Source organism: Pasteurella atlantica (assembly GCF_963693435.1).
In the GTDB taxonomy this organism is placed as follows: Bacteria; Pseudomonadota; Gammaproteobacteria; order Enterobacterales; family Pasteurellaceae; genus Phocoenobacter; species Phocoenobacter atlanticus.
Window position 1 is genome coordinate 714,696 of sequence record NZ_OY856306.1, and the last position, 19,727, is coordinate 734,422.

Below are 19,727 nucleotides of genomic sequence, written 5' to 3' on the forward strand. Positions count from 1 at the left end.
GATGGTGCCTCGAGGCGGAATCGAACCACCGACACGAGGATTTTCAATCCTCTGCTCTACCGACTGAGCTATCGAGGCATCTCGTCGTTTGCGGAGCGTATTAAACCGTTTTTTCTTTCCTTCGTCAAATACTTTTTTTAAAAAAAACAAAAAAAACAGTTTAACAGATCGCTTTATATACAAATTGTATAAAAAAACAATATTTTATCTTACCTTTTTATATTCTTCATACGCTTTATTTACTTTTAATAAATAATTTCTCGCTTGTGAAGATGGATGTGCAGTGGTTAAAATTCGATATACTGCACTTGGAGATAAATGATTAATTCTTTCAATGGCATCTGACTTATTTCTATCAAAAACTTTTAATACCGCTCCTGCACCACTATTATAAGATGAAATCATTGCATAACGTTTTGAAACGGGATGAGTGATACCAGCTAAATATTCATTTTTCAAAATGTGTAAATAGTGTACTCCTGCATCAATATTCTTTTGTGGATTATAGAGATAATCACGACTTGGTTTTCCCCACTGTCCTTTATGTTCAAATACATCACGCCCAGCGGAACGAGGTACAACTTGCATTAAACCAATTGCGTTAGCATAACTTACAGCGTAAGGGTTAAAACTTGATTCGGTACGCATAATGGCTAAAATTAAATTAGGTTGAATATCATAAGTTTGAGATGCTTGGCGAATAATAGGAAGATATTTTCTTGCACGAGCCTCTATATGATTTGCTATCATCATAATGGTGACATAAGTCACGGTTCGTCCATTTTTCAAACGACGTTGCTTTAATTTATTCTGTAATAAATAAGTAGCAAAGTTATTTGCTATCATTATATTTGTTACAGGATGATTTAAGTGATCAACTACCTGTTCTTGTAAGAATGGACTGCTACTGATTGGTGTATCTCCTGCAGCAAAAAGATCGATGCCAGAAGCATCATTACCCATTAAAAGAGTATGAATAATCGCATTTCGTAAATGAGCTGTATTACCTAATGTTTCAATTGTAATACGCCCATCATCAAAACTAATATGTGAACGAGTATAAAATCGGTCGGTATATTTAACGTAATCTTTTTTACTGGCAACAAGTAACTCATTTACGCCCCAAATTTTATCGATATTACGTGAAAATTGTCCAGTTAAAATATCTAATCCACGTGTATCTTTAGTATAAATCTGCGTCTTATTTTTATTTGAACTTCCACAAGCAACTAAAAAGGGAATAATCAGAAAAGCACAAAACTTTTTTATTTTCATTTAGTGATCCTCAGGAACATAGCCTTCAATGTGAACATCTTTACCTTCAAATAGAAAGTTAACCATCTCTTGTTCTAATAATTTACGATGTTCAATATCCATCATATTTAATTTTTTTTCATTCACTAACATCGTTTGTTTTTTCATCCATTCAGACCACGCTTGCTTACTAATTGAATTAAAAATTCGTTGACCTAATTCTCCCGGATAAAGCTGAAAATCAAGACCTTCTGCTTCTTTTTTTAAGTACTCACAAAATACTTGACGAGCCATTGTTATACCTCTTTTTATTTATTCTTTAATTCATTTAAAATTCGTTTGATAGGTGTTGCCAACCCTACCTCACTTGGATTTTCCAAATCATACCAATAATCTTGCTTTAAAGATATATTTACGCCATAAATTTCAGGTTTCTCTGCCACTTTAAGCGGTATGATGTGATGATTTTTTTGCAAATCTAAATTAACCAAAACGGGAATAATATCCAAATGAAAATGGCTAAATGTATGACGAAATGCAACCTGCTGTTCTATTATAATTTGTAAATTTTTGTCATAAAGTGACCGCTTCAGATCTGCTAAGGTATCAAATTGAGGGAAAGCAAATAATCCACCCCATAACCCTTTATCTGCTCTTTTTTCCAATAAAACTTTTGAGCCTTGTTTTAAAATAAGGAAATAACGCTGTTTTTCAGGCAATACTTTCTTTGGTTTTTTGGTTGGATATTGCTCCCAAAGTTGCATTTTATTTGTTTTACAATCTTTTTCTACAGGACAAAGGTTGCACTTTGGTTTAGTTCGAGTACAAACCATTGCACCTAAATCCATCATTGCTTGATTAAAATCAGTTACTCCTTTATTAGGTGTGATTTGTGTAGAAAGTTCCCATAATTTATTTTCAACCGCTTTTTTTCCACTCCAGCCCTCAACCATAAAAAAACGAGTCAATACTCGCTTTACATTACCATCTAAAATGGGGTGAGGTTCTCCTAAAACGGAAGATAAGATTGCACCTGCCGTACTTCTTCCAATACCAGATAATGCTAATACATCCTTAAAATCAGTAGGAAACTGACCTTCAAATTCATCTCGAATTTGAACAGCTGCCTTGTGTAAATTTCTTGCTCTGGCGTAATAACCAAGCCCTGTCCATAGATGCAAAACCTCATCAATATTGGCATTCGCTAAGTCAACAACGGTGGGAAAGCGAGCAATAAATCGCTCAAAATAAGGGATAACAGTGGCAACTTGAGTTTGTTGTAACATCACTTCTGAAAGCCATACACTGTAAAGCGTCTTATTGTGTTGCCAAGGTAAATTTTTGCGACCGTATTGCTGATACCATTTCAATACAGGTTCTGCAAAACAAAAATCTGACTTCATTTGAATAAATACTTAATCACTAAAACTAAGTATCTAACTTAGATTGTATTAATTTAACCATCTGTTGCATTGCTTCCTGTGGTGCTTGTTCTTGATTCATTAACCAACGAAACAGTTCAGGATCTGTAAATTTTAACATTTCCACAAAGGTATTTTGTTGTTCTTGTGACAAATTATCAAAATGATTTTTATAAAATGGCATTATCATTTCATCTAATTCACGCATACCACGACGGCATTCCCACTCAATTCTAAAACGATTAAAACTCATTATTTTACCTCTTTTATTCTAAGCTCTTTGGGTACTTCAAAAATAGTATTTTCTTCACAGCCCTCTAATTCTTTGATCGTATTTGCACCGAGAGATTTTAAATGTGAAACAACGGATTGTACCAACACTTCTGGTGCAGATGCCCCTGCGGTAATACCGATGGTTTCCACATTTTCAAGCCAATTTGGATCAATGTCTTCTGCCCCATCAATTAATTTTGCAGGTGTTCCCATTCGAGAAGCTAATTCAGCTAAACGGTTAGAATTAGAAGAGTTTTTAGACCCCACTACTAACACCAGTTGTGATTGTTGTGCTAAATCTCGAACTGCTTGCTGGCGGTTTGTGGTGGCATAACAAATATCATTTTTACGAGGACCTTTAATAGCTGGATATTTTTGCTTTAATTCTTCAATTACATCAATAGTATCATCAATGGATAATGTGGTTTGAGTCATAAAAGCCAAACTGTCATCTTCATTTACAGATAATTTTGCGACATCTTCGACAGATTCAACCAAATAAATTCCACCCTCTTGATTATCATATTGTCCCATTGTGCCTTCTACTTCGGGGTGACCCTCGTGTCCAATCAAAATCGCTTTCGTCCCTTTTCGGCTTGCTCTTGCTACTTGCATATGAACTTTGGTCACTAAAGGACAAGTTGCATCAAACACTTTTAAATTACGACTTTTTGCTTCATTTCGTACGGCTTGAGACACACCGTGGGCGGAAAAAATCACAATCGCATCATCAGGTACATCATCGAGTTCCTCAACAAAAATTGCCCCTTTCTGCTTTAATCCTTCCACCACAAAGCGATTATGTACCACTTCGTGACGTACATAAATTGGTGCACCGTGAATTTCTAAGGCTAATTCCACAATAGAAATAGCACGATCAACCCCCGCACAAAAGCCTCTAGGATTAGCTAATAAAATTTTCATTTAATCACTCTTTTTCTGTTTTTTTCCATCTAAAAAACTTTCTAGGATCAACAATCCCGCCCCCATCACAATACCAATATCGGCAATATTAAAAACAGGATAATGATAAATATCCCAATAAAAATCTAAAAAATCAACTACATAGCCGTTATATAAACGATCAATTCCATTTGCTAATGCACCACCAATAATCAACGCATAAGCACTATTTGAAAGCTTTTGTGAATAACGATTTTTGCTTAATAATACGATCAACACCGTAGAAATAATGACCGCTAAACTAATAAAAACGTATTTTTGCCAACCTGAATGTTCTGCTAAAAAGCTAAACGCCGCCCCAGTGTTACGTACATAAGTTAAATTAAAGATAGGTAAAAGAGTGATGCTCTCATAAAGTGCAAAACTTTTTACCACTAAATATTTGGTCAATAAATCAACCACAAGTACGACTACACTTAACCAAAGCCAATAAACGCCTGATTTTTCTGTTATTTTATTCATTAATTAAATAGCCTCTTCATTTTCTTCACTAGTACGAATACGGATGACTCGCTCAATATCGGAGATAAAAATTTTACCATCACCAATTTTTCCAGTCTGTGCGGTTTCAATAATAGCTTCAATGCAAGGTTCAACTAAATCATCGGTTACCACAATCTCTAGCTTAACTTTTGGCATAAAATCAATCGCATATTCTGCACCACGATAGAGCTCAGTATGTCCTTTTTGACGTCCAAAGCCTTTTACTTCGGTCACCGTCATTCCTGTAATTCCAATATCAGATAATGATTCACGCACATCATCAAGTTTAAATGGTTTGATTATTGCTTCTATTTTTTTCATCGTCTTATCATTCATTTAGTGGCTAACGGGAGGGATTATAATACATAAGCGGTCAGATTTTTATAAAAATTTACCAAATTTAGATATAAGTAGTTGAGAAATCTATAAGATTATAATTTCTGTTTTGACGTATCGATCACATTTTTAAAAAATTTATTATGTAACTATTGCCAAATCGTTTTTTTTTTGCACAATCCGATCGATTTTTAATCTAAGAAAATAACAGAGGTTTATTATGAAAAAAACATTATTAGTAATTGCAATATCAACGGTTTTAACTGCTTGTGGAAGTGGTGGCAGTGGTGGCAGTGGTGGAAGTAATTCTAACAACAAAGTAGTTGATACTAAAAAGGATACACAAACGACAAATCCAATCGTTAATAACGATACGACCAAGAAAGATACAACCCTAAAAGGTGTGGTGCTAAAGGATATCTCTAAGGCAGATATAAATAAATTTGAGCTTAATGGTAAAACAATTATGTTAATGCCTAATGGTTTTAATGTAGCACGTTTCCTTACTAACAGTGGTGGTAGCTTTAATGGTGATACCTTAACTAAGTCTGTGAGTGGTACAAAATATGCTGAAACACGTTTTGGTATCTTAGCACCTGATAATGCAGATGTTATTGGATTTAGCCAAGGTAAAGTAACAGCAGTGAAAGATATGCCAACTAAGAATGCAGTCGTTAAATATCTTGGTGATTTTGTTGTTTATGAAAATAAGGAATTTGAAACAGGTACCGTTGATATTGATGTAAATTTTGGACTTAAAAATATTAAGATTGATGCCTTTGCAGATGGTTCGGATAAAGTAATTAAAACAGCAAAAGGTACAATTTCAGGAAACCAATTTACTGTTGACTCAGGAAAAGGTAAAGGTCAATTTTATGGCTCAAAAGCTGCTGAGCTAAGCGGTGTTTATAAAGATGGTGATATCGTAGCAAGTTTTGGAGCTAAAAAACAATAACCAAGCGGTACGATTTATATCAAAATTTACCAAATAAATTAACAGGGGAGCTTGCTCCCTTGTTTTGTCATTGTCTGTCCATCAATGAGTTTGTCCCTTTATTTATTTTAAATAGTTATTGATAAAACTCGTTATTTTTGTACAATCACTGATAGTTTTTGGTGTATTTTAATATAGGGCTTATTATGAAAAAATTAGTATTAGTAACAGCGATATCTTTAGTTTTAACCGCTTGTGGTAGTAGTGGAGGCGGTAACAGTGGTTCTGCTGATAACATAAAATCTGCTAAGGTTGAAGGTGTTTTATTCGCTTATGATTTACAAAATCCTGTTAAGAAGCAATCAAAAGATCCTGCTGGAGATATTACCGAATATGACGATTATGAGTTAAAAATGACCCGATTATCTAAAGATAAGGATATTAACCACATTCAAATCAACTCAGTATCTATTCAATTAGAGCCTAATGGAGATGAAAAATATACAGATTATTATGATGAGACTGGAATGGATACAGTAAAAGTGGGTCAGGTTTTACGTTCTGTTACAAGTGGTAATACGTATAAATATATGCGTTTTGGTCAGCATAGTACTTATGATTATGATCCAAATAATCCAGCAGATCATAATGATGATCAACAAACATTTGGAATATTTGTACAAGGCTATGCTACTCAAAATATGCCAACCGCAGATGCAGGTATCGTGACTTATACAGGTGATGCTTATGGTGGAACTGAAGCACTTACTAAAGGTAAAAGTAAGATCGATGTCAACTTTGGAAATAAAACGTTGAAAGGAACATTGTCTGATTGGCAAAATTATAAGTTCTTGGCTGAAGAAGATAAAGCACAACCTATTCATTTTAGTGCCAATATTAAAGGTAATAAATTTGAAGGACAAAATGTAAAAGGTAACTTCTTTGGAGATAATGCAGCTGAAGTGGGAGGTATTTATTATAATAAGCAAAAAAAAGAAGGCGCGATTTTTGGAGCTAAAAGACCGTAACCAAGCGGTACGATTTATATAAAAATTTACCAAAAAACATTGTTGTAGAGACGTAGTATGCTACGTCTCTACGATATGAATGATATTAAAAGCTTAATTAAATAAAAGAATTTAAATGAAAAAAACACTAGTGAGTATTTTAACCCTTTCCGTCATTTCCACCTCTATGCTAGCAAAAGATTATACACCCGCAGATTATAAGTCTGAAACTAATCCAGATCTTCAGGTTATCAATAAAATTGATAAATTTGCAAAAAATGATCATAAAGCAACCGCTTCAATGCCTCAAAAAAAGAGTAATGCTGTAAAAGTAAATGCACAAAACTTACTGGCTAATCCTTCTTTATTAAAGCGAGCAATGCGAAGTGTGGTTTTGACTAAGCAGATAGAGGGGCTTTCCGTTATATTACCTATTTATCAAAAATTAGCTGATGCTGATCCATTATTGATCACTTATGCAAAAGGACTTTTAGCACACTCAAACGGGCAGTTTGATGAGGCAATTAATCATTATCGTAAAATTATTGCAAGTAACCCTGAAATGTCGGTGGTACGTTTAGATTTGGCGACAGCATTATACACTAATCAGCAAAAGCAAACCGCTTACGATCAACTTAAAAAATTACAAAGCGAACCTTTGCCTCCTAATGTGGAGAAAATGGTTGGTCAGATGATGATGAACATTGAACGTGAACAAGATTGGCAGTGGAATGCTAATTTTTATGTTCGCAATGAACGTAATATTAACAATGCACCCAAAGAGCGAGAAATTAACTATAAAGGCGGTAAAATAACCACACCACAACCAGAAAAAGCACAGGGCATACATTTAGATTTAAGTGCATCAAAACGCTTTAATTTAAAAGGCAATTTTTATAGCAATTTGCAGTTAGATTTGAATAGTGACTTATTTTGGAATAACCATAAATACGATGATGTTTCCGCTCAACTTGGGGTAGGAATAGGCTATCAAACAGCAAAATTTACGGCTGAAATTCAACCCTTTGCTAAAAAACGTTTTTATGCAACGGATCCTTATTCTGTTAGCTATGGAGCAAGTGGATTTGAAAGTTATCAATTTACACCACGTTTTAAACTGTCTAATAATTGGTCGTGGGAGTACGAAAAATTTGATACCAGAAAACACTTAAATGGTCAGCGTCAATTTTTGGGGCTTTCCGCCTTTTTTATGCGAAATTCACAACAATATTGGCTAGCGGGAATTAATCTTTATAATAAACAAGCACGAGATCAAGATGACGCTTTTATTCGTAAGGGAACTTATATTGGTTTAGGACAAGAGTGGCAAGGTGGTTTGTCATCTAAGTTGATTTTATCATTGGGAAAGCGTGATTATAAAGGTGTAGATATTTTTAATATTAAACGCTCTGACAAAGAGTATTCTGCAAAGGTGTCACTATGGCATCGTAATTGGCACTGGCTTGGTGTGACGCCTCGTTTGGTGCTATCTTGGAATAAGACGAGCAGTAATCATTTTTTATATAATACTCAAGACAGTAAAGTAAATATTGAGTTTTCCAGATCATTTTAAACTATCAATATAGCGGGTAGATGTTAGATAAAATTTGCAAATTTCAATCAACATCTGACCGCTTTATATATCATTATTTGCGTAATTTAACGGTTTCAACTTGATGGTTTATACCTTTGGTTAAAATTAGATTTGCCCTTTCTCTCGTAGGTAAAATATTTTTCTTTAAATTTAATCCGTTGATCTCATCCCAAATTTGTGACGCAGTTTCAATGGCTTCTCGTTCAGAGAGCTGAGAATAATGATGAAAATAAGAGTTTGGATCAGCAAAAGCACCACGTCTAAATTTTAAGAAACGATTGATATACCATTCTTTTAAATATTTTTCTTTTGCATCAACATAAATAGCAAAATCTACTAAATCAGACACAAACACATTATTAGATTTTATTCCTGTTTGTAAGACATTAAGCCCTTCTAAGATCAAAATATCTGGTTGATCGACAGTTTCAAATTGATCAGGGATGATATCGTAAGTAAGGTGCGAATAAACTGGCGCAGTAACATTAGGCTTCCCTGATTTTACATCGGAAACAAATTGAATTAAGCGTTGTGTATTATAAGACTCAGGAAACCCTTTTTTATTTAGTAAATTTTTTTCTGTTAATTCTGCAAGAGGATATAAAAAACCATCTGTTGTGATTAAATCGACTTTTCTTTCTTTCGGCCATTGAGATAATAACGCTTGTAAAATACGAGCAGAGGTACTTTTTCCAACAGAAACACTTCCTGCTAGACTGATAATATAAGGGAATTTTTGAGGAGAAACACCAAGGAAGCGATGTAATACTGCCTGACGTTGAATATTTTCATCAATATAATAGTTAATCAAACGTGCTAAGGGCAAGTAAATCGTACTTACTTCATCTAAAGACAAGTCTTCATCAAAACCCAGTAGTGGCTTTAAATCTTGTTCTGTTAATTTTAAGGGAACAGATTTTCTTAATTCTGACCACTGTTGTCGATTAAATGTTAAAAAAGGTGTTGTCTTGCTATTTGTTTTTGAAAGCATAATTTTTTATTAATCTATTATAGATAATTTGGTTATCAAAATTTAGGCAGAGATTTTACAGGATAAAGTGACAAAATAGTGTAAAAAGATGAAAAATCTCTCAATAAAGCAACATTTTGAACGGTAAATAATCAAAAGAACAAAAAAAAAGGATTTTTTTAAAAAAAAGACTTGCACAGTTCGTCAGAATTTCTATAATACGCACCACTTGCTTACGCAATGCCGACTTAGCTCAGTAGGTAGAGCAACTGACTTGTAATCAGTAGGTCACCAGTTCGATTCCGGTAGTCGGCACCATTATTACGTAAATAAGTAGTCTATATTGTGGAGGGGTTCCCGAGCGGCCAAAGGGGGCAGACTGTAAATCTGTTGGCTCAGCCTTCGAAGGTTCGAATCCTTCTCCCTCCACCATTTCTATTTACGCTAATAGGACAGATAAAATTTAGCCGCGGGCATCGTATAGTGGCTATTACCTCAGCCTTCCAAGCTGATGACGCGGGTTCGATTCCCGCTGCCCGCTCCAGTGTCGCTGATATAGCTCAGTTGGTAGAGCACACCCTTGGTAAGGGTGAGGTCGGCGGTTCGACTCCGCCTATCAGCACCATCTTTTCCATTTTTATTTTCCTTATTTTAGTGTTATAATAGAAACTCAACGAATTTATTTTTATTTGGTTAATGTGGTGACTACCATTGTAACCGTGTTTGTTTTAGAGGGACTTTATAATGTCTAAACAGAAATTTGAACGTACAAAACCGCACGTAAACGTGGGAACAATCGGCCACGTTGACCACGGTAAAACAACTTTAACTGCTGCAATCACAACTGTTTTAGCTAAAAAAACAGGTGGTGAAGCACGTGATTTCGCACAAATCGATAATGCGCCAGAAGAAAAAGCGCGTGGTATCACTATCAATACTTCACACGTTGAGTATGATACAGAAACTCGTCACTATGCACACGTTGACTGTCCTGGACACGCGGACTATGTGAAAAATATGATCACTGGTGCTGCACAAATGGACGGCGCTATCTTAGTAGTAGCTGCAACTGATGGTCCAATGCCACAAACTCGTGAGCACATCCTTTTAGGTCGCCAAGTAGGTGTTCCATACATCATCGTATTCTTAAACAAATGTGATATGGTTGATGATGAAGAATTATTAGAATTAGTTGAAATGGAAGTACGTGAACTTCTTTCTGACTATGATTTCCCAGGTGATGATACACCAATCGTTCGTGGTTCAGCGTTAAAAGCGTTAGAAGGCGAAGCAGAATGGGAAGAAAAAATCTTAGAATTAGCGGATCATTTAGATAGCTACATTCCAGAGCCAGAACGTGCAATTGACCAACCATTCCTATTACCAATTGAAGATGTATTCTCAATTTCAGGTCGTGGAACAGTAGTAACTGGTCGTGTTGAGCGTGGTGTGGTTCGTACTGGTGATGAAGTAGAAATCGTTGGTATCAAAGAAACAACAAGAACAGTTGTAACGGGTGTTGAAATGTTCCGTAAATTACTAGACGAAGGTCGTGCTGGTGAGAACGTAGGTGCATTATTACGTGGTACAAAACGTGAAGAAATCGAACGTGGTCAAGTACTTGCTAAACCAGGTTCAATCACGCCACACACAGACTTCACATCAGAAGTTTATGTATTAAGTAAAGACGAAGGTGGACGTCACACTCCATTCTTTAAAGGTTACCGTCCACAGTTCTACTTCCGTACAACTGACGTAACTGGTACTATCGAATTACCAGAAGGCGTAGAAATGGTAATGCCAGGTGATAACATTCAAATGGTAGTAAGCCTAATTCACCCAATTGCAATGGACGAAGGTTTACGCTTCGCTATCCGTGAAGGTGGACGTACAGTGGGTGCGGGTGTTGTTGCTAAAATTGTTAAATAATTAGTTTTATTTAAAATAGTAAAATGCGAAAAGAAGGCGTATCGGAAGATGCGCCTTTTTGTATTTATATTTCTAGGTTTGAAGCGGTATGATTTTTATATAAATTTACGAAAATGAATGCTCAAATTTAAAACCTGTTATATCTACTTTTAGAATGGATATTCTATCCTTATGCCAATCACCTAATACAATACGAGTAAACAAGCGGTCAGATTTATTTGAAAATTTGCAATAATGGATATCTTGTTTATGGGTATGTCCGTGAATTAACCATTCTGCTTGATATTTTTGTACAATTTTAGTCGTAAAAGGTGTATTCACATCCATTATTTCATAAGCTTTAGATTGTTTATCCAAACGGCTTTTATTACGAATTTTATTGGCAATATTAATACGTAAACCTAATGGTAAGTACAGGAATAATTTTTGAATCCATTTTCGATGGACTGTTTTACGAAACTTTTGGTAGTTAATATCATCAATACATAAGGTATCACCGTGACAAAGTAAGGTTTTTTTACCAAATAAATCAATTAATTGATAATCAGGCAATAGCGTTATCTTTGATTTTTTTGCGAAATCCTTTCCAATAAGAAAATCACGATTTCCACAAATAAAATAGCTTTTTGTCCCCTGTTGAGCAAGGTTATTCAGTGCTTGTGTAATTGTTGTGATCAATTCAGATTGTTCATCATCACCAATCCAAAAATCAAATAGATCGCCTAAAATATAAAGTGCTTTTGCAAGCGGTGCTTTTTTTTCTAAAAATTGTAAAAAATGTTGGGTGATCTCTGGTTGAGATTCACTTAAATGTAAATCCGAAATAAAATAATAATGCATATAGGTTATATTAAAAAAATTGAAAAGTTATAAAATTTTTTGAAAAAGTCACCGTTATGAGTGAATTTTTGTTAAAATAGCACAAATTAGAAAAAATACAAACGATACCTTATTATTTTGAAAAGGAATAGAAATGACAATAGCACGTATTCACTCTTTTGAGTCTTGTGGCACAGTGGATGGACCTGGAATTCGCTTTATTTTATTTTTACAAGGTTGTTTGATGCGTTGTAAATATTGTCATAACCGTGATACTTGGGATCTACACGGCGGTAAAGAAATTACTGTTGAAGAACTGATGAAAGAAGTTGTTACCTACAAGCATTTTATGAATGCAACTGGAGGAGGAGTAACGGCTTCAGGCGGTGAAGCTGTCTTACAGATGGAATTTGTCCGAGATTGGTTTCGAGCCTGTAAAGAAGAAGGGATTAATACTTGTTTAGATACTAATGGTTTTGTTCGAAATTATAATGAAGTTGTAGATGAAATGCTGGAAGTCACAGATTTAGTGTTATTAGATTTGAAACAACTTAATGATAATATTCATAAAAATTTAATTGGTGTTTCTAATAAGCGAACACTTGAATTTGCTCGATATTTATACAAAAAGAGAAAGCCTACTTGGATCCGCTATGTTGTTGTACCTGGTTATACCGATGATGATGATTCTGTACACCGTTTAGGTCAATTTATTGAGGGAATGGACAATATTGAAAAAGTAGAATTACTTCCTTATCATCGTTTAGGTGAACATAAATGGAAAACAATGGGCGAAGATTATGAACTTTCCGATGTGCAACCACCGACGAAAGAACAACTAGAACGCATTCAAAAAATTTTAACTGGTTATGGTCATATTGTGAAGTTCTGATAATCGTATAAAGATTTTGTGAAAGTGGTCCCCCCGACCGGACTTGAACCAGTGACCAATCGATTATGAGTCGACTGCTCTAACCAACTGAGCTACGGGGGGATTTCAATGTGAAAAGCGAGTGCATTATAGTGAAAAAAATCATAAAAAGCTATCTTTTATGGTGCGTTAGAATAAAAAATAGCCTTTATTTCTTAAATCTTTTTTATATCAAATTGCGTGAGATCAATATAATCCACGGTGTGATAAAATTTACTTAAAGCGTGACGAAGTTGCTCCGCTCGTATCGGTAGTCCATTTTCTGCATAATCTTTAACTTGTTGATACACCGCTTGTTTAAATAAACGATTATCTCCTGCATTTCCTGTTAAGTTATCAGCACTGGCAAAATAGCGAAAATTTGCAGCAGTTGAAAGTATCCATTCAATGGCTTGAGGTTTTACTTCAAATTTTTCAAATTCACGTTGTTGTTGCTCAGAGCGACCATCTGGCTCATACCAATAGCCAAAATCTTCTAATTTATGACGCTCTTTTCCTGCAATTAACCAATGTGAAATCTCGTGTAAGGCACTGCTGTAATAACCTTTAGCAAACAAAATAACATTATAATTACGTTCAGAAGGTTTACCATTTTCTTCTAAAAATTGAGGAAGGTAAATAGGGTAGTCACCACCAAAATCAAGTTTGACGTTATATTCTTTAAAAAAAGTTTTATTGAAAATCTGGATTAAATCTTCAACATTATGGTTGTCTTGATTCATCATTAATTTGAATATAAAAATAAAGGGGATTATAGCCTAACTTTTGTAAAGAGATAATAGTTATTTTTTGATTGAGATTGTAATAATATTGATTTTTTATTTAAGAAGACTTTGATTATCTCAAATTATCGAATATTTTTTCTGTGATATTTAAAAAAAACGCTCCTAAAAAGAAGCGTTTTTGCAAAATGATTAAAACTAATATTAGTTTTTACGACCCGAACGACGACGATCTAACTCGGTTAAATGTCTCTTACGGATACGAATTGATTTTGGTGTAACCTCAACTAATTCATCATCATCAATAAATTCAATCGCTTGTTCAAGCGTAAACTTAATAGGTGTCGTTAATGAAATAGCTTCATCTTTACCAGATGCACGCATATTCGTTAATTTTTTACCTTGTAAACAGTTTACTGTTAAGTCATTTGAACGGCTATGAATACCGATAATTTGACCTTCATAAACTTCTACTGCGTGTTCAATTAATAATTTACCACGTTCTTGTAAATTAAATAATGCGAATGCCAATGCTTTACCTGTTGCATTTGAAATTAATACACCATTTTTACGCTGACCAATTTCACCTGCTTTAACATCATCATAATGGCTAAAGCTTGCATAAAGTAAACCAGTACCAGAAGTCATTGTCATAAATTCACTACGGAAACCGATTAAACCACGACTTGGAATCACATATTCAATACGTGTACGTCCTTTGCCGTCTGATGACATATCTTTCACTTCACCTTTACGCATACCCAATGCTTCCATTACTGCACCTTGATGCTGTTCTTCCACATCTACAGTTACTTGCTCAAAAGGTTCTTGTTTACGTCCATCAATTTCACGGAAAATTACTTTAGGACGAGACACTGCTAATTCATAGCCTTCTCGACGCATATTTTCAATTAATACTGATAAATGAAGTTCACCACGACCAGAAACACGGAATGCATCTGGATCTTCTGTTTCTTCAACACGCAATGCAACATTATGTACTAGTTCTTTACGTAAACGCTCTAAAATCTGACGAGAAGTAACAAATTTACCTTCTTTACCACAGAATGGTGAAGTGTTTACACAGAAGAACATTGTTACTGTTGGTTCATCAACACTTAATGCAGGCAAGGCATCAACATTATTCACATCACAAAGTGTATCAGAAATGTTTAATTCTCCTAAACCAGTGATTGCAACGATATCTCCTGCGTGAGCGATTTCGGCTTCATAACGATCTAAACCTAAATGGCTTAATACTTGTCCAATTTTACCATTACGACGTTTACCTTCACTGGTAATTAACGTCACTTGTTGATTTGGTTTAACTGAACCACGTTTAATACGTCCAATTCCAATAACACCAACATAACTATTATAATCAAGTTGAGAAATTTGCATTTGGAAAGTACCATTTGTTTCCACTTTTGGTGGTTCAACGTGCTTGACAATTGCTTTGAATAACGGTGTCATATCAGCTTCAAGGCTTTCGTGTTCAAGACCTGCTACACCATTTAATGCTGAAGCATAAATAATTGGAAAATCTAATTGTTCATCTGTTGCATCAAGATTGACAAATAAATCAAAAATTTGATCTACCACCCAATCAGGTCTTGCACCTGGGCGATCGACTTTATTAATTACTACAATTGGTTTTAAACCGTGAGCAAATGCTTTTTGGGTGACAAAACGAGTTTGTGGCATAGGACCATCAAAAGCATCAACCACTAATAGAACAGAGTCCACCATTGAAAGTACACGTTCTACTTCACCACCAAAGTCGGCGTGTCCCGGAGTATCTACAATATTAATGTGGTAGTCATTCCAGTTAATTGCTGTATTTTTTGCTAAAATTGTAATTCCACGTTCTTTTTCAAGATCATTTGAATCCATTACTCGCTCATCAACGTCACCACGTGTTTCTCCAAAAGTACCAGACTGTTGAAGAAGCTTATCTACTAATGTTGTTTTACCGTGATCGACGTGAGCAATAATTGCGATATTACGCAATTTATTTATATCTAAATTTTGTGTCATTTTATTATCTTAAAGTTGTTTGTTTAAAAAAGTTGTGCAAAATATTTTTTACATAACGAGCGATTATACCGTGAATTGTGTTTAATAGATAGTCATTTTATTAGTTAAATTAATTAGTAAATAGATGAAGGATGTGTTACAAATTTGAATGTTCTTTATGTCTGAATAGTAGAAAGATTTGTTTTAAAATGTGCAAATTGGTAGCATTATTCACAAAGCAAGTGGTAGAATACTAAACTCTATAAACTATTCACAATCAGCGGTATGATTTTGGTAAGAATTTGCAAATTTTTATAAGAAAGTGACCGCTTCAACAAGAAAGAAAAAATTATGATTTGGTATAAAGCTCTATTTTCATTACAAGGTCGTTTAAATCGTAAGGGATTTTGGATTGGCGTTGGATTAAATTTTTTATTTTTATTGATAATGGCAAATTTGATTATAAGCACGGAGACCTTGACAACATTAACGGTTTTGCCTTTGTTAGTATCAATGTATAGTCTTATTGCAATTATTATTAAACGGTTACACGATCGTAATCGTTCAGCGAAAGCTCTTTTTATCTTAGTTGTGCCAATCTTATGTTATTTTACTTCCTTAGGTACTCAAGGCAAGATGGCGTGGGCGTTGGGGGTTGTGATGCCAGTGTTTATTTCCACAACCTTGCTGTTAGAGTGGGGTTGTTTTAAAAGTTTTCCTGAAGCCAATGAGTATGGTGAACAGGGGCTTTCTATTACATTTAAAGAATAAATTATGACTATAAAATTAAATTATCAAAAAACGCACTTTTTAATGAGTGCTCCAGATATTCATCATCTTCCTGAAGATGTTGGTGTTGAAATCGCTTTTGCTGGGCGTTCGAATGCAGGTAAATCGACAGCATTAAATGTACTGACTAATCAAAAAAGTCTGGCAAAAACCTCAAAAACACCAGGGCGAACTCAATTAATTAACTTATTTGAGGTTGAACCAAATTGTAAAATTGTAGATTTACCGGGTTATGGGTATGCTGCAGTGCCAGAGCAGGTGAAAATAAAATGGCAAAAATCCTTGGGAGAATATTTACAGCAACGTGAATGTTTGAAGGGAATTGTGATTTTAATGGATATTCGCCACCCTCTTAAAGCACTCGATCAACAAATGATTGAATGGGCGGTAGCATCTGATTTACCCATTTTACTGTTTTTAACGAAAGCAGATAAATTAAATCAAAGTGAACGTAATAAACAATTAAAAATAGTGAGAGAAGCTATTTTACCTTTTCAGGGAAATATTGAAGTAGAATGTTATTCTGCACTGAAACGAACAGGTATCGATAAACTTGCCAACAAACTAAATAGTTGGTTTGCTGAAATAATGATAGAACAAACAGATGCAACAGAGGAATAAAATTATGTATAACCAAGCAGAATTAGATCAAGAAACCAATGAAATTATCACTGATTTATTCAATGATGGCAGTGATCCCAATGCACTTTATATTGTAGAGCATCATATTGCCCATAGAAATTTTGATAAATTAGAAAAACTGGTGATTGATATTTTTAAATTAGGCTATGAAATTGCGGATGCAGAAGAGTTTGAGGAAGAAGATGGCTCGACTATATTCTGTTGTGATGTTGTCAGTGAAATTGAATTGAAACCAGAATTAATTGCTAAACAGCAACAAGAAATTATACCGCTTATTGAAAAGGCGGGAGCTGTATATGAAGGCTGGGGCACTTATTTTGAAGATCCAAATGCACCAGATGAAGACGATGATGATATACAATTTTATGATGATGAGGAATAACGGTTCTTAATTATCAATAAAGATTATAAGTAACAGGTTTTTCCATTTTCGATTTTTATTACATTATCAAATAGATTTTGTACTTCATTAAGTTGGTGGGTGACCATCAACAAGGTGAGATGGTGTGTTTCACACACTTTAGCGACAAGACTTTGAAGCTCTTGGCGACGTTGTGGGTCAAGAGCGGAAAAGGGTTCATCCAGTAGTAAAATAGGTTTATGTTGTAACAAGGTTCTCGCCAGTGCAACACGCTGTTTTTGTCCGCCAGAAAGTTGATCACAACGGCGATTTATCAAGTCATCAATTCCCATTTGAGTGGCAATATCGGTGACTTTTTCCTTTTGTTCCGTTGTTAATTTTAAACGAGGCACTAAGCCTAATCCAATATTCTGCATTACCGTAAGATGGGAAAAAATATTGTTATCTTGAAATAACATTGCCACAGGACGTTGTGTAACAGAGGTGGAAAAATGATTTTCTCCATTAAGCCACAACTCGCCAGAAGTTGCTTGTTCAAAACCTGCAATTAAATTTAATAGTGTACTTTTCCCAGCACCACTTTCACCAACAATAGCGACTTTTTTACCTTGTTCAATCTGTAAATTAAATTGCATTGGCATTTGTGGATAATCGAAATTGAGGTTAAGTTTAATCATTAATAATTCTCTTTTCTTTAATACATAAAAAAGGTAACAAAGCACATAACATTAGTACTAAAGCGGTCACCGCAGCATCTTCAGTATGATAACTGCCAAGTTGTTGATAAAGCAAGTAGGGGAGTGAACTAAAATCAGGTGTACCAAAAAATGCAATAATAGAAAAACTGCCTAAACTGGCAGACATTGCAAAGGCAAACGCATTGATAAGCGGTCGAATTAAATAAGGCTTCTCTACAATCCACCAACGATTGACTCCTTTCAAATTCAAGGTTTGAGCCAGATTATTGTAACGAGCGAAAGCTTGATACATTGGTGAAAAGAGTAGCCGATAGATATAGGGTAGGAGTACTAAACCATTACACAAACCAACAATTAATAATAGCTGAGAAGTAGACAATTCTGTTTCCATAAAAAATAAAAACAGACCAACAGCAAGTAAAAACACAGGTAAAATAAGCGGATAAGTTGTGACACCTGCAAGTAAACTTTGAGCCAATTTTTTATGATGAAAAGCTAATTGACGCGTTTCTAAAATTAATAAATAAGTAATCGTAATCACACTAATTGAGGCGATGATGCTAATAGATAAAGAGTAGCCAAATGCAATCCATAACGCAGGATTAAGTAATTTTCCTATAAAATTAGATACGATAACAGCTTCCCATACTATGCTCATAAGCGGTACGATTATTGCAAAAATTTGCAAAAATAATACCGCTTGTAAAAATAATTTAGACCAACCCAATGGCTTTGGTAACCAGTATTGCGTAGGGTGAGTAATAATTTTGGATGAAAAAGCGTAGCGTGTGGTGATATCCATTATAAGTTGTAAAAATACGCCTATAACAAGCTGAACCCCAATAAGCATTATTGCTTTTGTAAAATCAAATTCAAAAGTGACCGCTTGGTAAATGGCGACTTCTAAAGTGCTGTATTTGGGGCTACCACCAAGCATCAACACAATTGGAAAGCTAGTAAAACAGAGCAAAAAAACATTACTAAAGGCATAGGGTAAAATGCCTTTTAAGTGAGGTAATTCTACAATTTTAAAATAATTCCAACCTGTTAATCTTAGTTGAGAGGCGAGCTTAAATTGATTTTCAGAAATGAGTTGTAAACCTTCAAGGGTATATTTTGTTACCAGAGGAATGTTGAGCAGTAAATGAGCAATTAAAATACCCTGTAATCCATAAATAGAAAATGACCATTGTATTCCCGAATAATCAAGGAGTTGTGCAACCCAGCCAGAATGCCCCCATATCCCCACGACGGCAAAAATAACAACAAGGGAAGGAAGTGACCAGACAAAACTGATGAGTCTATATAGAAAACCTTTACCTTTAAAATTCAAATAGAAAAAGGAGCGAGCTAATAAAATACCAAGAAAAGTTGCAAGTACAGCAGATAATCCAGCTTGAATAATACTATATTTTATAATTTTTAAACTTTCTGAGACTGACCAAAAGGTATTTTCATTACTATGAGAGATAAAAGCATAAAAGCTGATACCATATAAGAATAAGATCAGAATATAAATGAGCCAAGCAGAAGATGTTGTAAAATAGCGTAACATAGTTTAATCAATGAAAAATAAGCGGTCAGA

21 protein-coding genes and 6 tRNA genes are annotated in these 19,727 nt (G+C 34.6%); 12 read left to right on the plus strand and 15 right to left on the minus strand.

Annotation, left to right across the window (positions count from 1 at the left end; genetic code table 11):
* Positions 1 to 2: 2 nt before the first annotated feature.
* The 8 genes from U9966_RS03405 to glnB all read right to left on the minus strand — a co-directional run bounded on the left by U9966_RS03405 (position 3) and on the right by glnB (position 4,715).
* Positions 3 to 78: transfer RNA gene (locus U9966_RS03405), tRNA-Phe, on the minus strand.
* Between the two features lie 126 nt (positions 79 to 204).
* The gene (gene mltC / locus U9966_RS03410) at positions 205 to 1,275 is read right to left on the minus strand and encodes a membrane-bound lytic murein transglycosylase MltC (RefSeq protein ID WP_306346281.1); all 1,071 of its coding nucleotides are present in this window, start codon (positions 1,273 to 1,275) and stop codon (positions 205 to 207) included.
* Complete coding sequence (locus U9966_RS03415; protein ID WP_306346279.1) at positions 1,276 to 1,548, minus strand: oxidative damage protection protein; 273 nt, start codon at positions 1,546 to 1,548, stop codon at positions 1,276 to 1,278.
* A gap of 14 nt (positions 1,549 to 1,562) precedes the next feature.
* Positions 1,563 to 2,657 (minus strand): A/G-specific adenine glycosylase, encoded by a 1,095-nt coding sequence (mutY, locus tag U9966_RS03420; RefSeq protein ID WP_306346278.1) that lies wholly within the window; start codon positions 2,655 to 2,657, stop codon positions 1,563 to 1,565.
* Positions 2,658 to 2,682: 25 nt separating this feature from the next.
* On the minus strand, positions 2,683 to 2,931 hold the full coding sequence (locus tag U9966_RS03425; protein WP_211597664.1) for an FAD assembly factor SdhE: 249 nt from the start codon (positions 2,929 to 2,931) through the stop codon (positions 2,683 to 2,685).
* Positions 2,928 to 3,872: a 4-hydroxy-3-methylbut-2-enyl diphosphate reductase gene (gene ispH / locus U9966_RS03430; RefSeq protein WP_306346277.1), complete on the minus strand. Its 945-nt coding sequence runs from the start codon at positions 3,870 to 3,872 to the stop codon at positions 2,928 to 2,930. The genes U9966_RS03425 and ispH overlap by 4 nt, the downstream gene beginning before the upstream one ends.
* Positions 3,873 to 4,364, minus strand: coding sequence for a signal peptidase II (gene lspA, locus U9966_RS03435; protein WP_306346351.1), 492 nt, complete (start codon positions 4,362 to 4,364; stop codon positions 3,873 to 3,875). It abuts the gene before it with no gap.
* A gap of 12 nt (positions 4,365 to 4,376) precedes the next feature.
* Positions 4,377 to 4,715 carry a nitrogen regulatory protein P-II gene (glnB, locus tag U9966_RS03440; protein ID WP_306346276.1) on the minus strand — a complete coding sequence of 113 codons (339 nt, stop codon included), beginning with the start codon at positions 4,713 to 4,715 and terminating at the stop codon, positions 4,377 to 4,379.
* Positions 4,716 to 4,950: 235 nt separating this feature from the next.
* On the opposite strand from glnB, the gene U9966_RS03445 reads away from it, so the two are divergent.
* The 3 genes from U9966_RS03445 (at position 4,951) to U9966_RS03455 (ending at position 8,244) form a co-directional block, all read left to right on the plus strand.
* Positions 4,951 to 5,685 (plus strand): transferrin-binding protein-like solute binding protein, encoded by a 735-nt coding sequence (locus U9966_RS03445; RefSeq protein ID WP_306346275.1) that lies wholly within the window; start codon positions 4,951 to 4,953, stop codon positions 5,683 to 5,685.
* A 185-nt stretch (positions 5,686 to 5,870) separates the two neighbouring features.
* Positions 5,871 to 6,692: a transferrin-binding protein-like solute binding protein gene (locus tag U9966_RS03450; protein ID WP_306346274.1), complete on the plus strand. Its 822-nt coding sequence runs from the start codon at positions 5,871 to 5,873 to the stop codon at positions 6,690 to 6,692.
* A 115-nt stretch (positions 6,693 to 6,807) separates the two neighbouring features.
* Positions 6,808 to 8,244: a surface lipoprotein assembly modifier gene (locus tag U9966_RS03455; RefSeq protein ID WP_306346273.1), complete on the plus strand. Its 1,437-nt coding sequence runs from the start codon at positions 6,808 to 6,810 to the stop codon at positions 8,242 to 8,244.
* Positions 8,245 to 8,317: 73 nt separating this feature from the next.
* Here U9966_RS03455 and coaA read toward each other — a convergent pair whose 3' ends face one another.
* Complete coding sequence (gene coaA, locus U9966_RS03460) at positions 8,318 to 9,256, minus strand: type I pantothenate kinase (RefSeq protein WP_249111410.1); 939 nt, start codon at positions 9,254 to 9,256, stop codon at positions 8,318 to 8,320.
* 221 nt (positions 9,257 to 9,477) lie between these two features.
* Between coaA and U9966_RS03465 the strand changes: the two genes are divergently transcribed.
* The 5 genes from U9966_RS03465 (at position 9,478) to tuf (ending at position 11,164) form a co-directional block, all read left to right on the plus strand.
* A tRNA-Thr gene (locus tag U9966_RS03465) sits at positions 9,478 to 9,553 on the plus strand.
* Between the two features lie 29 nt (positions 9,554 to 9,582).
* Positions 9,583 to 9,667 (plus strand) — tRNA-Tyr (locus U9966_RS03470).
* Between the two features lie 37 nt (positions 9,668 to 9,704).
* Positions 9,705 to 9,779, plus strand: a tRNA-Gly gene (locus U9966_RS03475).
* 5 nt (positions 9,780 to 9,784) lie between these two features.
* Positions 9,785 to 9,860 (plus strand) — tRNA-Thr (locus U9966_RS03480).
* Positions 9,861 to 9,979: 119 nt separating this feature from the next.
* The gene (tuf, locus tag U9966_RS03485) at positions 9,980 to 11,164 is read left to right on the plus strand and encodes an elongation factor Tu (protein WP_090921093.1); all 1,185 of its coding nucleotides are present in this window, start codon (positions 9,980 to 9,982) and stop codon (positions 11,162 to 11,164) included.
* A gap of 105 nt (positions 11,165 to 11,269) precedes the next feature.
* On the opposite strand, the gene lpxH is transcribed toward tuf, so the two are convergent.
* Positions 11,270 to 12,004: a UDP-2,3-diacylglucosamine diphosphatase gene (gene lpxH, locus U9966_RS03490; RefSeq protein ID WP_211597574.1), complete on the minus strand. Its 735-nt coding sequence runs from the start codon at positions 12,002 to 12,004 to the stop codon at positions 11,270 to 11,272.
* A gap of 133 nt (positions 12,005 to 12,137) precedes the next feature.
* On the opposite strand from lpxH, the gene pflA reads away from it, so the two are divergent.
* Positions 12,138 to 12,875 carry a pyruvate formate lyase 1-activating protein gene (pflA, locus tag U9966_RS03495; protein WP_306346272.1) on the plus strand — a complete coding sequence of 246 codons (738 nt, stop codon included), beginning with the start codon at positions 12,138 to 12,140 and terminating at the stop codon, positions 12,873 to 12,875.
* 25 nt (positions 12,876 to 12,900) lie between these two features.
* Here pflA and U9966_RS03500 read toward each other — a convergent pair.
* From U9966_RS03500 to typA, 3 genes are all read right to left on the minus strand, one after another.
* Positions 12,901 to 12,977: transfer RNA gene (locus U9966_RS03500), tRNA-Ile, on the minus strand.
* Positions 12,978 to 13,069: 92 nt separating this feature from the next.
* A complete protein-coding gene (locus tag U9966_RS03505) occupies positions 13,070 to 13,636 on the minus strand; it encodes an elongation factor P hydroxylase (protein WP_306346350.1) in 567 nt (188 codons plus the stop codon).
* A 204-nt stretch (positions 13,637 to 13,840) separates the two neighbouring features.
* Positions 13,841 to 15,673 (minus strand): translational GTPase TypA, encoded by a 1,833-nt coding sequence (typA, locus tag U9966_RS03510; protein WP_306346271.1) that lies wholly within the window; start codon positions 15,671 to 15,673, stop codon positions 13,841 to 13,843.
* 330 nt (positions 15,674 to 16,003) lie between these two features.
* On the opposite strand from typA, the gene U9966_RS03515 reads away from it, so the two are divergent.
* From U9966_RS03515 to rraB, 3 genes are read left to right on the plus strand one after another with little or no spacing between them, the layout of a single operon-like run.
* Positions 16,004 to 16,423 carry a DUF805 domain-containing protein gene (locus U9966_RS03515; RefSeq protein WP_306346270.1) on the plus strand — a complete coding sequence of 140 codons (420 nt, stop codon included), beginning with the start codon at positions 16,004 to 16,006 and terminating at the stop codon, positions 16,421 to 16,423.
* Positions 16,424 to 17,062, plus strand: a complete 639-nt coding sequence (yihA, locus tag U9966_RS03520) for a ribosome biogenesis GTP-binding protein YihA/YsxC (protein WP_211597673.1) — start codon at positions 16,424 to 16,426, stop codon at positions 17,060 to 17,062.
* 4 nt (positions 17,063 to 17,066) lie between these two features.
* Positions 17,067 to 17,465 carry a ribonuclease E inhibitor RraB gene (rraB, locus tag U9966_RS03525; protein WP_306346269.1) on the plus strand — a complete coding sequence of 133 codons (399 nt, stop codon included), beginning with the start codon at positions 17,067 to 17,069 and terminating at the stop codon, positions 17,463 to 17,465.
* A 23-nt stretch (positions 17,466 to 17,488) separates the two neighbouring features.
* Here rraB and thiQ read toward each other — a convergent pair whose 3' ends face one another.
* Together thiQ and thiP are read right to left on the minus strand one after the other, a co-directional pair.
* Positions 17,489 to 18,121 (minus strand): thiamine ABC transporter ATP-binding protein, encoded by a 633-nt coding sequence (gene thiQ / locus U9966_RS03530; RefSeq protein ID WP_306346268.1) that lies wholly within the window; start codon positions 18,119 to 18,121, stop codon positions 17,489 to 17,491.
* On the minus strand, positions 18,114 to 19,697 hold the full coding sequence (thiP, locus tag U9966_RS03535) for a thiamine/thiamine pyrophosphate ABC transporter permease ThiP (protein WP_306346267.1): 1,584 nt from the start codon (positions 19,695 to 19,697) through the stop codon (positions 18,114 to 18,116). The genes thiQ and thiP overlap by 8 nt, the downstream gene beginning before the upstream one ends.
* Positions 19,698 to 19,727: the final 30 nt, after the last annotated feature.

Excerpts from the sequence above, each read along its gene's own strand:
- mltC (WP_306346281.1), bottom strand. The coding sequence starts at position 1,275 with ATGAAAATAAAAAAGTTTTGTGCTTTTCTGATTATTCCCTTTTTAGTT.
- U9966_RS03415 (WP_306346279.1), bottom strand. The coding sequence starts at position 1,548 with ATGGCTCGTCAAGTATTTTGTGAGTACTTAAAAAAAGAAGCAGAAGGT.
- mutY (WP_306346278.1), bottom strand. The coding sequence starts at position 2,657 with ATGAAGTCAGATTTTTGTTTTGCAGAACCTGTATTGAAATGGTATCAG.
- ispH (WP_306346277.1), bottom strand. The coding sequence starts at position 3,872 with ATGAAAATTTTATTAGCTAATCCTAGAGGCTTTTGTGCGGGGGTTGAT.
- glnB (WP_306346276.1), bottom strand. The coding sequence starts at position 4,715 with ATGAAAAAAATAGAAGCAATAATCAAACCATTTAAACTTGATGATGTG.
- U9966_RS03445 (WP_306346275.1), top strand. The coding sequence starts at position 4,951 with ATGAAAAAAACATTATTAGTAATTGCAATATCAACGGTTTTAACTGCT.
- U9966_RS03450 (WP_306346274.1), top strand. The coding sequence starts at position 5,871 with ATGAAAAAATTAGTATTAGTAACAGCGATATCTTTAGTTTTAACCGCT.
- U9966_RS03455 (WP_306346273.1), top strand. The coding sequence starts at position 6,808 with ATGAAAAAAACACTAGTGAGTATTTTAACCCTTTCCGTCATTTCCACC.
- coaA (WP_249111410.1), bottom strand. The coding sequence starts at position 9,256 with ATGCTTTCAAAAACAAATAGCAAGACAACACCTTTTTTAACATTTAAT.
- tuf (WP_090921093.1), top strand. The coding sequence starts at position 9,980 with ATGTCTAAACAGAAATTTGAACGTACAAAACCGCACGTAAACGTGGGA.
- lpxH (WP_211597574.1), bottom strand. The coding sequence starts at position 12,004 with ATGCATTATTATTTTATTTCGGATTTACATTTAAGTGAATCTCAACCA.
- pflA (WP_306346272.1), top strand. The coding sequence starts at position 12,138 with ATGACAATAGCACGTATTCACTCTTTTGAGTCTTGTGGCACAGTGGAT.
- U9966_RS03505 (WP_306346350.1), bottom strand. The coding sequence starts at position 13,636 with ATGAATCAAGACAACCATAATGTTGAAGATTTAATCCAGATTTTCAAT.
- typA (WP_306346271.1), bottom strand. The coding sequence starts at position 15,673 with ATGACACAAAATTTAGATATAAATAAATTGCGTAATATCGCAATTATT.
- U9966_RS03515 (WP_306346270.1), top strand. The coding sequence starts at position 16,004 with ATGATTTGGTATAAAGCTCTATTTTCATTACAAGGTCGTTTAAATCGT.
- rraB (WP_306346269.1), top strand. The coding sequence starts at position 17,067 with ATGTATAACCAAGCAGAATTAGATCAAGAAACCAATGAAATTATCACT.
- thiQ (WP_306346268.1), bottom strand. The coding sequence starts at position 18,121 with ATGATTAAACTTAACCTCAATTTCGATTATCCACAAATGCCAATGCAA.
- thiP (WP_306346267.1), bottom strand. The coding sequence starts at position 19,697 with ATGTTACGCTATTTTACAACATCTTCTGCTTGGCTCATTTATATTCTG.